The 15,506-nt window shown below is 38.5% G+C and carries 15 protein-coding genes and 1 riboswitch; of the genes, 10 read left to right on the top strand and 5 right to left on the bottom strand.

Annotated features, from left to right (window positions below; translation table 11 throughout):
• Nucleotides 1–18: 18 nt before the first annotated feature.
• From WKH56_RS12855 to WKH56_RS12845, 3 genes are all read left to right on the top strand, one after another.
• Nucleotides 19–192, top strand: coding sequence for a hypothetical protein (locus WKH56_RS12855; RefSeq protein WP_033578251.1), 174 nt, complete (start codon nt 19–21; stop codon nt 190–192).
• A gap of 104 nt (nt 193–296) precedes the next feature.
• Nucleotides 297–560: an autorepressor SdpR family transcription factor gene (locus tag WKH56_RS12850; RefSeq protein ID WP_013082079.1), complete on the top strand. Its 264-nt coding sequence runs from the start codon at nt 297–299 to the stop codon at nt 558–560.
• Nucleotides 561–1,199, top strand: a complete 639-nt coding sequence (locus WKH56_RS12845; protein WP_342835791.1) for an SdpI family protein — start codon at nt 561–563, stop codon at nt 1,197–1,199. It begins immediately after the preceding gene.
• A gap of 149 nt (nt 1,200–1,348) precedes the next feature.
• Here WKH56_RS12845 and WKH56_RS12840 read toward each other — a convergent pair whose 3' ends face one another.
• Nucleotides 1,349–2,341, bottom strand: coding sequence for a DUF3231 family protein (locus tag WKH56_RS12840; RefSeq protein WP_342835789.1), 993 nt, complete (start codon nt 2,339–2,341; stop codon nt 1,349–1,351).
• Between the two features lie 154 nt (nt 2,342–2,495).
• On the bottom strand, nt 2,496–3,011 hold the full coding sequence (locus WKH56_RS12835) for a cupin domain-containing protein (RefSeq protein WP_342835787.1): 516 nt from the start codon (nt 3,009–3,011) through the stop codon (nt 2,496–2,498).
• Between the two features lie 247 nt (nt 3,012–3,258).
• On the opposite strand from WKH56_RS12835, the gene WKH56_RS12830 reads away from it, so the two are divergent.
• The 5 genes from WKH56_RS12830 to WKH56_RS12810 all read left to right on the top strand — a co-directional run bounded on the left by WKH56_RS12830 (nt 3,259) and on the right by WKH56_RS12810 (nt 8,226).
• Nucleotides 3,259–3,477, top strand: coding sequence for a hypothetical protein (locus WKH56_RS12830; protein ID WP_028407746.1), 219 nt, complete (start codon nt 3,259–3,261; stop codon nt 3,475–3,477).
• Nucleotides 3,474–3,734, top strand: a complete 261-nt coding sequence (locus WKH56_RS12825; protein ID WP_028407747.1) for a hypothetical protein — start codon at nt 3,474–3,476, stop codon at nt 3,732–3,734. The genes WKH56_RS12830 and WKH56_RS12825 overlap by 4 nt, the downstream gene beginning before the upstream one ends.
• A 280-nt stretch (nt 3,735–4,014) precedes the next feature.
• Nucleotides 4,015–6,546: an EAL domain-containing protein gene (locus WKH56_RS12820; RefSeq protein WP_342835784.1), complete on the top strand. Its 2,532-nt coding sequence runs from the start codon at nt 4,015–4,017 to the stop codon at nt 6,544–6,546.
• Nucleotides 6,547–6,603: 57 nt separating this feature from the next.
• Entirely contained in the window at nt 6,604–7,248 is a 645-nt protein-coding gene (folE, locus tag WKH56_RS12815; RefSeq protein WP_025749591.1) for a GTP cyclohydrolase I FolE, read from the top strand.
• Nucleotides 7,249–7,296: 48 nt separating this feature from the next.
• Nucleotides 7,297–8,226: an NAD(P)/FAD-dependent oxidoreductase gene (locus WKH56_RS12810; protein WP_342835782.1), complete on the top strand. Its 930-nt coding sequence runs from the start codon at nt 7,297–7,299 to the stop codon at nt 8,224–8,226.
• Nucleotides 8,227–8,262: 36 nt separating this feature from the next.
• On the opposite strand, the gene WKH56_RS12805 is transcribed toward WKH56_RS12810, so the two are convergent.
• The gene (locus tag WKH56_RS12805; protein ID WP_342835780.1) at nt 8,263–8,541 is read right to left on the bottom strand and encodes a hypothetical protein; all 279 of its coding nucleotides are present in this window, start codon (nt 8,539–8,541) and stop codon (nt 8,263–8,265) included.
• A 170-nt stretch (nt 8,542–8,711) separates the two neighbouring features.
• Between WKH56_RS12805 and WKH56_RS12800 the strand changes: the two genes are divergently transcribed.
• Nucleotides 8,712–11,192 carry a sensor domain-containing protein gene (locus WKH56_RS12800; RefSeq protein ID WP_342835778.1) on the top strand — a complete coding sequence of 827 codons (2,481 nt, stop codon included), beginning with the start codon at nt 8,712–8,714 and terminating at the stop codon, nt 11,190–11,192.
• A gap of 33 nt (nt 11,193–11,225) precedes the next feature.
• Here WKH56_RS12800 and WKH56_RS12795 read toward each other — a convergent pair whose 3' ends face one another.
• Both WKH56_RS12795 and WKH56_RS12790 read right to left on the bottom strand, forming a co-directional pair.
• Complete coding sequence (locus tag WKH56_RS12795; protein WP_098333722.1) at nt 11,226–12,728, bottom strand: glycosyltransferase family 2 protein; 1,503 nt, start codon at nt 12,726–12,728, stop codon at nt 11,226–11,228.
• A 23-nt stretch (nt 12,729–12,751) separates the two neighbouring features.
• A riboswitch (cyclic di-GMP riboswitch) is annotated at nt 12,752–12,837 on the bottom strand.
• 236 nt (nt 12,838–13,073) lie between these two features.
• On the bottom strand, nt 13,074–13,901 hold the full coding sequence (locus WKH56_RS12790; protein ID WP_342835775.1) for a hypothetical protein: 828 nt from the start codon (nt 13,899–13,901) through the stop codon (nt 13,074–13,076).
• 288 nt (nt 13,902–14,189) lie between these two features.
• Between WKH56_RS12790 and WKH56_RS12785 the strand changes: the two genes are divergently transcribed.
• The gene (locus WKH56_RS12785; RefSeq protein WP_342835773.1) at nt 14,190–15,440 is read left to right on the top strand and encodes an ankyrin repeat domain-containing protein; all 1,251 of its coding nucleotides are present in this window, start codon (nt 14,190–14,192) and stop codon (nt 15,438–15,440) included.
• The last annotated feature ends 66 nt before the right edge of the window (nt 15,441–15,506 follow it).

The raw sequence follows: 15,506 nt of genomic DNA, 5'->3' as shown, positions 1-15,506 counted from the left end.
AAGAAATGGAGGGGTAGTATGTTTCGAATAAAAGAGAGATGTTCCGTTTGTCAAAAAGAAATTCAGCCGAATGAAGAAGTATGGATGAGAATGAAGTATCCAAGTAAAAGAGGAATGACCGAAATCAAAGCTTTTTTACATCAAGAGGCGCAGTTTGTATGCATGGACTGCTTTGGAAAAACAAAAAAATGAGTCAAATGCGGTGTTCTTTTTTCAAAATATTGACATATTATATTTTATAGTTTAATATTTAGATAATTATCTAAATACTTAAATATGATGGAGATGAACTTCAATTGAATGAAACGTTTAAAGCCTTAGCGGATCCTACTCGCAGAAAGATTTTAGAGCTGCTAAAAGAGCGGGATTTAACCGCAGGAGAAATTTCCGAGTATTTTAATATGACCAAACCAAGCATCTCAAATCATTTAAAAATCTTGAAGCAAGCGGACCTCGTTCAAGATGAAAAAAGAGGGCAGTTTGTGATTTATTCATTAAATACAACCGTTTTTCAAGATTTAATCGGCTGGTTTTTCAGCTTTCAGAAAGGGGAGAGTTAAATGAAAAAACACGTATTTCCTTTAAGCATTACCCTTTTCACACTAATTGCATGGCTGATTGCACTGCCGCATCTTCCAGCTACGATGCCCATCCACTGGGGAGCAAATGGAGAAGCAGACGGATTTGCAACGAAGATAAACGCAATGATCTTAACAGTAGGCATCATGGTACTTATTTATTTTATCATTGCATTTGTTCCGCGAATTGACCCTCGGAAAGAAAATTATAAGTACTTTTCAAAAACGTACAATATCCTGTTAAACGCCGTACTGCTATTATTCTTTTTTGTAAATATGAGCACTATTTTACAGGGGCTTGGCTATAACGTGCCGATGTCGTACATTGCTCCGATTATGGCTGGACTCGTTTTTATCATTATCGGAAACTACTTGCAGCGCGTGCGCTCGAACTATTTTATGGGGATTCGTACACCGTGGACATTGAGCAATGAAAACGTATGGAAAAAGACGCATCGTTTATCTGGAAAGATCTTTTTTATCGGCGGACTGCTGATTCTTATTAGCGCTTTTTTACCTGATGGATACAAGTCAGTTATCATGTGGGGGAGTATCGTTCTGTGCGTGGCGATTCCTTATCTGTATTCGTACTTGGCGTATAAAAAAGAAATGAATATGTAGTCATACAAAAAAATCCGGTGAACACACCGGATTTTTTTATGGATAACATATCAGCCGTAACGCCACCGTTCGTGTCACGCCGGCTGATGAGAATAAATACAGCATAAAGTATGAAACGCGTTTCAGGTCAAGAGCTGCTATGAAAAAACTTACATTTCTTTACGATCGCTTGCTTCAGGCGGCTTTTCAATCCAGGCGTTTTTAATCATCACTTCGCTGCATCGCCCCGCTACTTTTAAGTCCCGTAAAATACACGCTTCACAGTGCCCGACAATATCAAGCCTCATGCTGGTAGTCATTGCCGTTGCGTAATAGGTAATGGCTACTTTAAACATCGCTCCTGCGTGAAACGTCATCAGCTTTTCTGAAAATGGCGCGTGCGTAGACGTTGTGATTTCATTATCCAAAAGCGGAGGGGTATGAAGGTTTTCTTCGTGCATAATGGAAGAATAAAGCTCAATATGCTTGTGGGCCACATCAAGCCCCGTCTCCATGACTTTCCGCACGTCTTTTCGTTTGCTCACTTGTTTGAAGGCAATTAAAAGCGCTTTGGTTGCCATGCTTTTGCGCAAATTAAAATAAATATTTCCGGCTTCCGTTGCGTTTAAAAGGCGCTGCTTTCCTACAAAATCAAGAGCGTAAGTCAAATCTGTGATCGGCTCTTGTTGTTTCGGATTTAAAAAATAAGGAGCCGGCACATAAAGATTTTTTGCTAAAAGCAGGTCGAGAGACCGATTATATACTTCCATCACGTCCAAATTACACTGATGATAATAATCTCGAAGATCTCGGCGAACGGACACGCTAAATGAAATGCCGTATCCTGCCAAGCCATGAATCGTCATGTCATGAAGATATTTCAGCCAAAACGAGTCTGTAAAAAGCGGAGGTGCGTGCAAGTCCACATCTTCATCTGTAAATCCTTTTGGCAACGGAAAATGCTCGGCATGAAAAATAGCAGTCAGCAGCTCAATATGCTTTTTTGATAGCTCTAGCGAAAAGGCAAACAGCGCCCGAATCTCTGCATCCGTGACCGTTGCAAGAACGTGTTTCGCTACACAAACCGCCAGCGTATCCTGGTGATACTGTGTGCATAGACTCGTTATTTCAGTTGAAGTCAAACGCTTGCTTTCTGCGTTCAATTGGCTTTCCCCCTATCTATAAAAATGGTACGTATCTATGAAAAAACAGATAAGTATAGTTTGGACAAGGGTGTGTTAAATTATTCCATTGATAAATTGGAATCAAAATAGAAAAAAGACCTGCCCGGTAAAGAGCAGATCTTTATGTATTGGTTTATTTTTTATTCATTTCTTTTTCAATTTTAGGATAGGTAATGCCGTATTTTTTAGAGACGGTAACTAAACTCATAATTTCTTCTTCAGTAGGTGGTCCCACTTGCGGCAGAGGAGCATTTTCGGGAACGGAAGTACCGAGTTCTTTAACGAATGAATCAAAGCCGGCAGGAGAAGCAGTAAGGATAAATTCTGTTTCTTCTGGTCCGGTCATAAAGCGGTGCTGAATACCTCGAGGAGCAAAAACATAATCGCCCGCTTTTGCTTCAATTATTTCTTCTCCTATGTAGAAAATCATTGATCCGCGCTTTACGTAAAACGTTTCGTCTTCATGTTCATGAAGGTGAAGCGGGGGACCTTGGTTTGCTGGTTTCACCACGTGCGCTACTGCGTAAGCTCCGTTTGTGTCTTCACCTGATACAAGAAGCGTTACTTTTTCATCAAGAAAATGAAATGTGTTTTGATCGTGTGGCGTGCGGTGAAAAGCGTTTGTTAGCTGATTATGAGTTGCTGTCATCCTTTTATCTCCTTAAAAAACATATTTTGAGATTATTGTATACTAATATGGACGTTTTGTGTGCAAAATAATAGTTAAAAAGAATTATTTATTTACATTTATTATCTTTTTGTAGTTCTATTGTTATTGATTTTGGATTTTCCATATAATTTCCTTTATTTATTTTCCAAAACTACCCAGTATGCTAACATAAAGATAGAACCCTTAAATGGATAAGTGATGTATGAGATGTAAAAGGAGAGTTTCGATGAAGTTGTTTAAAGATGTGTCTAAACGAGAGCATCAAAATTGGAATAAAGCTGTGTCGGCAGGTTTTTATATACTTTTATTGCTGCTGTTTGTGAACGTAATAATGTATACCTATAAAGGTGCCGAGTTAGTGTCGTCATTTTCGATGTTTTGGACAGGGATCATTGTGACGTTTGGCTATCAGTTCATTTTAAATAGAAAAAGTGAGGAAAAATGAATAAACAGCCTTGGCACCGTTCAGAAAAATTTCTGCTGCTGCTTTGCTTTTTTGCACCACCCATCGGTTATATAGCGGTGGTAGTAAATAAGAAAAAGCTCAGCCGAGAGCAGTGGCTGAGTAACTTAACGGTAGCGACTATTATCATGTCCATATGGATGCTGAAGTTTTTACCTCATCAGTGGGGAACGATTATTTTATTCACGGGCGTGGGAATCTATTGGTATCACCGAATGTTGAAGAAGTTTAAGAAGTAGCGGCAGGGATAAAGAAAGTTAAATTTTCCCCCTTTGATATTTTGAAAAAAGAAGTTAAAATATTATAGTAATACAAATTTGTTCTACCCATGTAAATAAAAGTATGTATTTAATATGTTTTATAATTAGTTAAGAATAGAGCCAACCAAAGCGGTTGGTTTTTTGTATGAGTTCATTCTTTTTTTGTGGAAATTGAAGAATAGTATCCGATGTAAAGCTAGAGCATATAGGCAGGTTTTAAAACTGTCGGATCAGTTCTTTAAACAGGAGGCCATCACTAGTGTCGATAAAGAAAAAGTTGTCCGTATTCTTTACTTTGCTGGTATTGTGTATTCTACTAGCAAATAACACCTTGCACTACATTAGATCAAAAAATAGATTAACAGAGTTTAATCAAAGGGAAATCACGCTGGTCACAGAAGAAATTGCGTACGAAGTCGAAAATTCTAAAAATAGTGCTTCCTATATGGAAGATCGGATGGCACAGGAATTACGAACGGCTTCAATTGCAATTCAACAGTCTTTGCCTGCTGATTACCGAGACGTTACCAATGACGAGTTAAAACAGTTGGCTAAAAAACTGATGGTATCTCATATTACACTATTAGCACCCGTAGCAGGTGATATTATAGGCGTGAAATCTTCTGACCCTAAGGAAATTAATATGTCTACAAAAGAGTGGGGCTATTGGTATACCTCCTTTCAGCAGCTTCTTTCTCAGCAGCCGGTCACGGCAACAAAAGGATTGACTTTACCTCACTATTGGAGCGGGCCGATTGAAGTAGCTTCTAGCAACCCTAATCACATTGACAAATGGGGTTATTATTACGACGGGTCTACTAATTATATTATTGATCCTTATTTCCGGGATCAGCACGTCCTCGATTTTGAAAAAAAGTTTGGCCCTACGAACGTGATGGACCGCTTTACGGAAAATCTTGAAGGCGTTCTTGAACTAACGGCTTTTAACCCGAAAAACTTCGGAAAAAGAAATCAAAACGTATATTTAAACGGCAATAAATATATTAGAATAAAAGATCAGCCGATTTGGTACGGAACGTACACGTATCGAAATACCGAACGTGATAAAAAGTCCATTCAAAAGGCCTTAAAAACGGGAAAATCACAAAGCTATACTGCTGAAATCAACCATAAAAAAGTATTAAAAACATTGGTACCGATTAAAGAAAAAAACTCTCCAGCTTACGTGATAGGTGTAGTGTATGACTACGGACTTATTAAAAAAGAGCTGCAGCAAGAATTAATCAAACATTTACTGCTGTCTCTTCCGTTTATCTTTATTGTCCTTATTATCAGCTTTGTTTTCTCTACATCCATTACGCGGCCGATTAAACATATTATGGAGCACGTAAATCAAATCGCCAAAGGCAATTTTGGCAAGGTGCTGAATGTAAGAAGAAAAGATGAGCTGGGAGGACTTGTAGCAAATATCAACCACCTTTCTCATTTTTTAAAAACATATGTGGCCGATTTAAAGAAAAGTCAGGAAGAAAGTGAGTACCATGCGTACCACGACTTTTTGACAGGATTGCCGAACAGAAGATATTTTAAAGAAGAATTAAACAGGCGCTTAGTTGAGTCGAAGGAAAAATCCATTCGTCACGTAGCCGTGTTATTTATGGATATAGACCGGTTTAAAGATATTAATGATACGCTAGGGCATTCAAAAGGCGATCAGCTTATACAGCTGATCGCCAACCGTATTAAAGAATGTCTGCCTCCTGCTAACAGCTTTCTTACAAGGCAAGGAGGAGACGAGTTTGTCATTTTATTCAGTGATTTTACACCGGAAGAAGTTAAAGGTATCACCGAGAAGATCATTGCATATGTTCAACAGCCCTGCTACATTGACAATGATGAAGTTTTCGTCAGTATCAGCAGCGGGTTAAGCTTTTATCCGGAGCACTCTACGAATTTGGACACGCTTATTACGTATGCAGATGTCGCCATGTATGCTTCAAAAAGACAAGGCGGCAGTAAAGTAAGTATTTATCATGATTCATTAAATCAAAAACAAGCTGAAAAAGTTCACATCGAAACGCGCTTGCGAAAAGCGATTCAAAAAGGTGACATTGACGTTTACTATCAGCCGAAAATAGAAGCAAAGCGCAATGTAATAACCGGCGTAGAAGCATTAGTTCGCTGGAATGACGCAGAGCTTGGATTTGTTTCTCCAGAAGCGTTTATTCCTATAGCAGAAGAAGCTGGTTTGATTCAGTCTCTATGGGAAGTTGTCATGAAGAAAGCTTGTTCTCAAGTCAGTAGATGGAACAAGGATCGAAACGAAAAAATGACGCTAGCGGTTAACTTTTCTCCGCGGCAATTTCAGGATCCGATTATGTTGGTTAATGAAATAAAGCAATTTCTTTCGCTCCATAGATTTGATCCCACATGGTTTGAAATGGAAATTACGGAAAGTACATTGCTGATGAACGCGGAAGAAACGATTAAAGCTTTACATCTGTTAAAGAAATATGGTATATCAATTTCTATCGATGATTTTGGAACCGGATATTCTTCGTTAAGTTATTTAAAAAAATTACCAATCGATTGTTTGAAAATCGACCGGTCTTTTATCCAGGATATTCAAGAAGATTACAGCAGCAGTGAAATTGCGCAGGCGATTATCAGCTTATCTCAAAGTTTAAAGCTGCAGGTAATCGCAGAAGGTGTGGAAGAAGAATATCAAAAAGCGTTTTTAATGGAAAATGGCTGTGATCACATGCAGGGATACTTGTTTAGCAAGCCCCTTAATGCAGAAGATTTTGAAGCAGCGTTTTTAAATAGCTGAAGCAAAACCATCATTTGAAAATAAACTTACTAAGAAAAGGGAAGAGGACATAAAGAAATGGCACTTAGTACACAAAATTTAATTGCTCAAAAATTTTTAGAAACAGTAGGCACGAATTCAACTGAAATAGATAAAAAAATAGGTCAAGCTGACACATTTATGAATGCGGTGAAAGAACTGATCGATTTATGCGGAGATAATCCGGAAAGAGACGGCCTTGAAGAGACGCCGTACCGCGTGTTAAAAGCATTTTTAGAATACACGGAAGGCTACCGAGAAGATCCGAAAGCTCATTTGGAAAAGACATTTGATGTGAATCATAATGAATTGGTGTTAATACGAGACATTGAATTTCACTCCATGTGTGAACATCACTTTGCGCCGTTCTTTGGCGTTGCTCACGTTGGGTATATACCGGATAAAAAAATTACAGGTTTATCTAAAATCGCTCGTACGGTAGAAGGATATGCAAAGAGATTTCAAGTTCAAGAGCGTCTAACAAATGAAATTGCAGATGCAATTGAAGAAGTGTTAGAGCCAAAAGGAGTCATGGTGATTATTGAAGCAAAGCATATGTGCATGTGCGGAAGAGGAATTAAAAAGTCTTCAGCTTCTACAGCCACTTCATCCGTTCGAGGAACATTTATGGAAAAACCAGAGGTCCGCGGAGAATTTTTATCGCTTTTACAGCGACAAATGTAAAGAAACAAAAAGCCATATAAGCTGAGAAGCAGAAGCGAGGTGAGCTGTATGCAACATGTTGACGTACTGATTATTGGCGGAGGACCCGCTGGTATCTCTGCTGCCGTGTGGTGTAAAAGGCTAGGCGTTGAGTGCTTGCTTCTTGAAGAGCAGGCACAGTTAGGCGGACAGCTGTTTACTATTTATAATGAAATTATTGATTATCCCGGAATACAAGCGGAAAATGGAATTGAAATGCAGCGTAAAATGGTTCAGCATTTTATCGATATGGACTGCTTATATGAAGCGAATACAAAAGTAATTTCCATTGATGAACATTCTAAAACAGTAAAAGTAAAGCAGCAAGAAACAGAAAAAGAAATTGGCTATACGTATCTTATTTTAGCCACGGGTTCTAGTCAGCGAAAGCTCGGAGTGCCGGGTGAGCAGCAAATGATTGACCGAGGAGAAGTATATTCTGCTTCAGCAGACGGAGAACGGCTAAAAGGTAAAAGGGTTGCTCTCATTGGCGGAGGAGACCGGGCTTTTGAAGGAGCACATCTTTTAGCATCACAAGCAAAAGAAGTATATCTGATTCATCGTTCTACGCATTTTAAAGCAAGAGAGCAATACGTTGAAAAAGTGCTTTCCGCCCCCGGTGTTAAAGTAATGACAGATACCGAAGTGACGGCTATCCACGGAAAGCATCACGTCACATCGATCGATTTAAAAAGTAAAAACAGTAAATGTGAGAACCTATCAGTAGACGCTGTGCTGATTAGACTAGGCGTAGCGCCCAATGTTGAACTTATTAAAGAAAAAGTCACTACTACACAAAGCGGGCTCATCGTCATTAATGAAGTGCATCAAAGCAGCAACCCATCTATTTATGCGATTGGAGACGCGTGCACAACTCCCTTGTTTTCTAGTATCAGTTCTTCAGCCGGTCAAGGAGCGATTGTAGCCAAGCATGTATCGAGCCTTTTGAAAAAGTCATAATATCAAAAAGCATCTATCAAATCGATAGATGCTTTTTTACGTAATATAGTAAAAGAAACATAGAAGAAGTACGTTAACAGGCAGACAAATCGTTTGGAAAAAAGCAATGTAGTTTTTCGGAGCGGCGCTGATTCTTTTTACCAGTATACACTCGGTGATGAAATTAAAAAGAACGATGATGCAAGACACCAGTATATACGCCCAGACGTTCTGCTGAAACAAACGAGTAAAAAGAGGCGAGAAAAGAAGTAGAAAAGCAGCGGTTTGAAAAGAACCTCTAGAAAATAAATTATGTTTTTTAGCACTGTAAGTCAAATAATCCCTCCTTTACATGTTTTATTTTACCAAACAAAAAAGCCTTAAAAAATACCTTTGGCTATATTTTCCTGACACGTTCCTCATTTCGGGAAAATAAAGTAAAATATATGTCAAATATAGCTTATAATAGTATAAAAGAAATAGATAAAAGGAGGCGCCATGAGATCTTGCCAGATAAAAACACGGAGAAGGAGCAGTCGATCATGATCATGAAACATCTTGATCGTTTGAACACACAGCTTTTAAAAGAATACAGTGAAGGTATTTTTTTTATCAACTGTGAAGGGGATATCATGTTTAGCAACGAGGCAGCCTTCAAGCTAACAGGAAACGAACACAAACAAAAAAGCCAGCAGTTGACAGCTCTTATACATAAGTCGAAACAACAGCAGGCACAAGAGCTTTTTCAACGTGCTTTAAAAGGAGAAAAAGTTCATTTTTCAACGACAATCAATCACAAAACAAAAAAAGAACTTCATTTATATATTACGCTCATTCCTATTATCGTAAATGAGCAAGTTGCGGGTGTTTACGCCATATGCCGAGATGATTCAAAAGAGCAGGAGCGCTCTAATCACATTTCTCAATTAGAAACACATTTGAAAATGGAGCAAAAGCTAGCGAATGTAGGAAGCTGGTATTACGACGTGACGGAAGATAAAAGCTATTGGTCACCTCAGCTGTACAATATTTACGGATTAAATCCTGGTCAGCTCTTTACTCCTTCTTTTAAAGATGTTCTTCAATTTATTAAAGAATGTGACCAAAAAAGGTTAAAAAAAGCAGTTACAGAGGCACTTTTAACGGGAGAAAGCTATAAAATTGAATACGCGCTGATGCGGCCAAACGGTGAAGAACGTACGGTGTTTGAGCAAGCGGATGCATTAGCAGACGAGCAAGGAAACGTCATACAGCTGATTGGCGTTGTTCATGATATTACCGAATCAAAAGTGATTACGAATGAATTAAAACAAAAAGAACAGCAGTTTCAAACGATTTATAACAATTTGGATGCTGGAATATGGTCCGTTGATGTGCAAAGCAATAAAGTGATTGTATGCTCCAGTGGTGTGAGCAGCATTTACGGAGAAGATGCGATTAAATTTTTAGAAGATAGAGATCTGTGGAAAAGCTTTATTCACCCTGACGATAAACCAGCTGTGGAAAAAGCGCAGCATCAGCTGCAAAAAGGAAAAACAATTCGTCATCAGTATCGGATTTACACACAAACGGGAGAAATGAAGTGGGTAAAAGATCGATGCATTCCAACCCTTGATGAGAACGGTAAGCTGGTGCGCATAGACGGGATTATTGAAGATATCACCGCAGAAAAAAAGTACGTGGATCAAGTTGAATATCTGGCGACTCATGATCATGTGACAAACTTGCCGAATCGAAGAAAGTTTGAAAGAGAATTAAAAAATTTCATTCGGCAAATGAAAAAAGAAAGAGATTCATTAGCGGTCTTTTATCTAGGATTGAATCGCTTCAAGCATATTAATGATACATTAGGACACGACGTAGGCGATCGCTTGCTGCAGTCTATCGCCAGTCGGTTAAAAAAGTTCGTAACGCCAGATGTAATGCTAGCTAGAGTAGGAGAAGACGAGCTTGCGATTTGTTTTTTATCTCTTGCACATATAAATGAATGTCAAAAGCTAGCCGCAGCACTTTTTCAAGAAATCGAAAAAGAAATTACCATTGACGACTTTTCTCTCTACGTCACAGCCACTATCGGAATCAGCATCTATCCGCATGACGGTGAAGATGTGAAAACCTTATTGACGAATGCCAACCTTGCTATGCGTCGTGCCAAAGAAGTCGGGCGAAGCGACTGGCAGCTGTATTCTCCGTTAATGGACAGCGAGACGTATAAAAGCTATCACTTGGAAAAAGGACTGCGCAACGCACTTCTTCAAGATGAGTTTTTTATTGAATATCAGCCAAAAGTTCATACAAACAGCAGAGAGATTGATAGTATCGAAGCGTTAATTCGCTGGAATCACCCAGAGTGGGGGCGCGTATCACCAGAAAACTTTATTCCATTAGCGGAAGAAACACATTTAATTATTGAACTCGGCGACTGGGTGATCGAGAACGTCTGCAAGCAGCTGCAGCAGTGGAAGAATCAAGGATTACAAACCGTGCCCGTTTCGATTAACGTCTCGTCTAAACATTTGCTGAAACGCGGATTTGTAGAGCACGTTCAACAAACGTTAGCTCATTACAACATCGACCCTTCATTTATTGAATTTGAAGTGACGGAAAGCTCCATTATTCAGTATGAAGAACACGTAAAAAAAGTGATGGACGAATTAAAGAAAAGTGGCGTAACGTTTGCATTAGATGATTTTGGCACCGGCTTTTCTTCGCTATCACATTTAAAAGACTTCGAATTTAACACGTTAAAAATCGATAAAACGTTTATTCAACACGCGACTGATAAAGGAAAGCAGCAGGCGATTACAAAAAGCATTTTGTACTTAGCTCATGCTCTTAACATGAAAGTGATCGCAGAAGGCGTTGAAACAAAAGAGCAGCTCGCCTTTTTACAAAAGCACGAATGTTCCTTTATTCAAGGCTATATCGTTAGTCAGCCGGCTGTTCCTCAAAAAATCGCTGAATATTTAAAGAGGCGATTTCTATAAAAAAGTGATGTCTCAACAGAGACATCACTTTTTTTACGCTTGAATAGGTTTTCGAAGCGTCCAAATTTGGTAAAACATATAAAGGGACTGATAGATGGTCAAATACGTCAGCAGAATCCAGCCGTTCATTAAGTACGGGTAAATAGCTTGCTGTACAGAAGGACTCGTTAAGTAGTCACGGAAGTAAATGCACAGAACAACAATCATTCCTGTAAACGCAAAGCCTGTTAAAATGCCTTGCCCTAATTTACTGCGCGTTTTTCCGTTTTCTGCGTTGTATTGATTCGCCCAGCCGTCTTTTTTATTAGCCGCAAGCCTCTCTAGCCACACTTGACCGAACGTAATTAAATTCACCCATAAATAAATTTCCGGACTAATCAAAAGACCAGCCAGTATTACATCAATCGGCCTGTGCATCGGCGTTTTGACAGCGAGCATAATATTTAACACAGAAGCTAACGCAATTGGAATGATCCAAAGCCACGACCAGTAAAATTGATCGGTCGCAAGCGCAGCCGATAACAATACAATAAACAGCAGGCGAATGAGCAAATCACACAGCGTTTTGATCTGTGAACGCCACAGCTTTCCTTTATGCTTGGTTCTGACGTCCAAGTTTCCGTTTGTCAGTAAATCAACGGTTCCAGACTTCCATTTATTACGCTGTTCACGGTACGTATGATAGCTTCTCATCGAGTCCACAAAGCAGCGAGCGCCGGGACTGATTAACGTTTTCCAATTGGATTTTTGCAGCTGCCACGTCAGCAGCATATCTTCAACGTCGCTGTCATTTTGCCAAGGACCGTCAAGTTTATTTTCTTCCACTATATTTTGAAGCGCTTCAGGACGAAACAACGTAGCCTGACCGCCGAGTACATACGTGCTTCCGCCGTGATACTGAAGATCTAACAGCCAGCTTGCCATATCCTGCTTTTGCTGATGCGTCCACCACCGGGCTATCGGTCCGCCGTACTCGCCGCTTGCCAGCTTTTCCTCATAGTGCACATCATCTTTTGAGAGCGAGCTTTTCTTTTTAGGCATTCTCATCGTATATTTTGCCATCACGCCGCCGATGTTTCGCGACGTCATCAAATCTTCCCATAAATTAATGAGTGCTTTTGGAGCCAAACGGCTGTCTGCATCCATCCCTAAAATCGCTTTAATCGACTCTTTATACAGCTGCTGATATTTCGTCAGCGTCGTATTATATAAATCCAGCGTATCTCCATATATCTTTTTCCAAGCCGTATTTAACGCGCCGACTTTTCGTTGTTTATTGCCTTCAGTGACCAGTACTTTTACATTTAAATCAAATTCATCTCCGGCCAGCTCCGCTTTTTCTTTTGTGCGGTCCGTACAGTTATCTGCAATCACAAATACATCAAGCTCCACATTATTTGGAAGAAGCTGATCGCCTAATCCTGCCAAGCAGTCGCGAATTGATTTTTCTTCATTGTGCGCCGGAATGAATGCCACAATGCGCGGCCTCATGTACGAAGCTCCAATACTTCCAGTAACGACACGCTGATTGTTCATGTTTTCCTTTACCCCCTGATATATCAGGAAACCCAGCTATCCTAGTCCTAAGGACCTTAGACCTGAAGTTTTGCGTCCCAGCCTTTCGACTGGTTTGCCTTTAACTGAACAAGTTAAGTTCATCACTTTCGTTTTCTTTAAAGAACGAAATATCTAAAATGATACTATATAACGAATATCTTTTTTAGATTTTACCATAAAAATAGGTTGAATTACCCTAAAAAAGATTCGACAAATTTCGATAAGGGATAGATTAAAACATAGAAAACCTCTGTATTTTTATATCCTAGAAGAAAAAGAGGTTAATAAAAAAGCGAACTGCCTGGGCAGTTCGCTTTTTTTAGTTTAGAATCCTAATACCTCTTTCTTAGACTGAGGTGTTTCAACAAAGAAACTTGGAGAGTTGTTCCATTGTTTCGCTACTTGCTCTCCTTCGCTTGAGTCATTGTCTATGTAAAACTTAGAACCCTTATATATGAAGGTGCCACTATTTTTGTTGAACTGATATGTGCTAAATTCCCATCCGATAGGGCCTCCATTCCAGTAATTAATGAGCTGGATATTATTGTTTCCTATTGGCTTAGGTCGTGATGAAAAAGATAATTCTTGAGATGTTTCGCCTTCTTCAAAGAACGTTGCTTTGGTTAATTTACCATCTTTTAAATAATAGGCAGGGCCGCCTTCTGAGACACTAGCTTCTCTTGTTGAAAAGAATAAGAAGTTTGGTTGATGCTTCGATAAAGTGAGGGTAAAAATCATGTTTCTTGTTTTGTTATATTGATAGTCTTTCATTTTAACATCTTGCAGGTAAACAGATGATTCGTTCGTCGGTTGAATGCCTATTTGATAATCACCTTCAAATATTTCATCTCCTTCACTAATACCAGCCCATACATCATTTGGCCCTGCAATCCATCTTTTATCTTGTAAAGAAAGTACATACACATTATAATCCTGACCTTTTGTATCTCTAAGTAAAGTGCTATAACGGCTGTTAAGCCTTGTTTCTTCTAAAGAAATCTTTTTACCCGTTAAATTAGGAGCCCTTTTATCTACTGTTATTTTAGCCGAGGATCTTTCGTTTTTAGTTGGGTGCGCTTGTTTGGAGAACAATACGATAAGTAAACTACTAATAAGAATTGCCGTTAAAGAAAGAAAAATAGATTTTCTCATATAAAAATGACCCTCCTATTCGTTTCTCTTTAGTTAAAAATTTCCAGAACATCTTAACATAGAAATTCAACCTTTATTGCTTGCTATGAAATTTTAGTGACTTTATAAGAAGTTTACATATATCTTACTGATAAATAGATTAATTTTCTATATTTATAAGCCTTAAGAACTTTCTTTTTTGTAAAAATTGTCGATATAAAATGGAGTTATTAGGTAATTTTTACTTAGTCATCAAAATATATAGAAAAAGGTGAAGAAATGCTTAATGGTTTTAGGTTTGTAGGTTTAATGATTTTTTTAATATTTGTTTTAACAGGATGCGTAGGGAAAAAAGAAATGAGCCAGCAGGAAGGAGGGATGAGACTAGATGACATGTCCAATAATGAACTGAAAGAGCATTTAGAAACATACCGAGATGAATATGAACTATATGGAGACTCAGTTGAAGAGAATATAAAGATTATAAAGTTCAGTATTGACCAGCTAACCATCAATTCTAATCAAATGGAGCAGAACAATTCGTACATGAACAATAAGGAATACGGTGAGCGCTATAAACAAAATCTTCTATCCTTAAATAACTACATTAATGAAGCTGAAGGCATTGAGGATGTGCCGCCGTTAGTTTATGACATTAATCACCAGTATTTAAACTCCCTTGAGCTAATCGAGACTACTGCTAAAGATATAGAGCAAGAACCGTATGAGGAATTTAATATAGAGGATTTCCTTTCGAATCTTAATAAAGGTAAAGAAGGTTTACAGCAAACAGAGACGATGATGAATAAGCTAGAGAGCGATATATCTAAAAGAATGAACTATATATTCAGTAAGAACGTTAGTCAGGAAACAAATGTTAACAAGCCTGTTGAAACTCCGGAATCTACTGAGAAAGGAGAAATTGATACAAAAACACAAACAGAAGTTGACCGTAAGTCCAATGAAAATTTAAATGAACGAACAGATGAGTTATCTGATCCAAAAGATGTTAGAAATGAAGTTTCTTCGGAGGAACTTCTTATGGATGCTATTTTAAATGATGATTTTGTAAGTGCTAAAAGTGCGTTAGAAGATCCTAATGTCAATGTCGACATCGATATGAGAGATACACGTCCCTTATTGGAAGCTGTGGGAGAAGGAAGGCATGACATAGCACGTTTATTGCTAGATCATGAAGCAAACCCTAATTTAAGCAGTGCTCAAGTAGATTTCGTGCCCTTAGAAGCAGCTCTACAGCAGAATTCGAATGGAGTAGAAAAGTCTGCTGAAGAAGTGACTAACTTAATTCATCTTCTATTAGATTACGGAGCGGATCCTAACTATGTTAGTAATGAAAGTGAGAGTGATGAAGGACAGACGACGGCTCTTGTAATGGCGATTAAACAGCATAATAAAGCCGCTGTTCAACTTTTATTACAATACGGTGCAGACCCTAATCTTGTTTTAAACAATAATGAAACGGCGGCAACCATTGCTGAGCAAGAAGAATTTGGTTCTCTTGAAGAACTTGTTATTGGTGAAGATGAAGATATAGATTAAATTTTATGTCGTTATATAGCGGGCAAAATAGATAAAAATATAGAGATTTTTACAATAATATGTAGT

It is taken from the genome of Priestia sp. SB1 (genome assembly GCF_038898415.1).
This window is presented reverse-complemented; position numbering and strand designations above follow the sequence as displayed.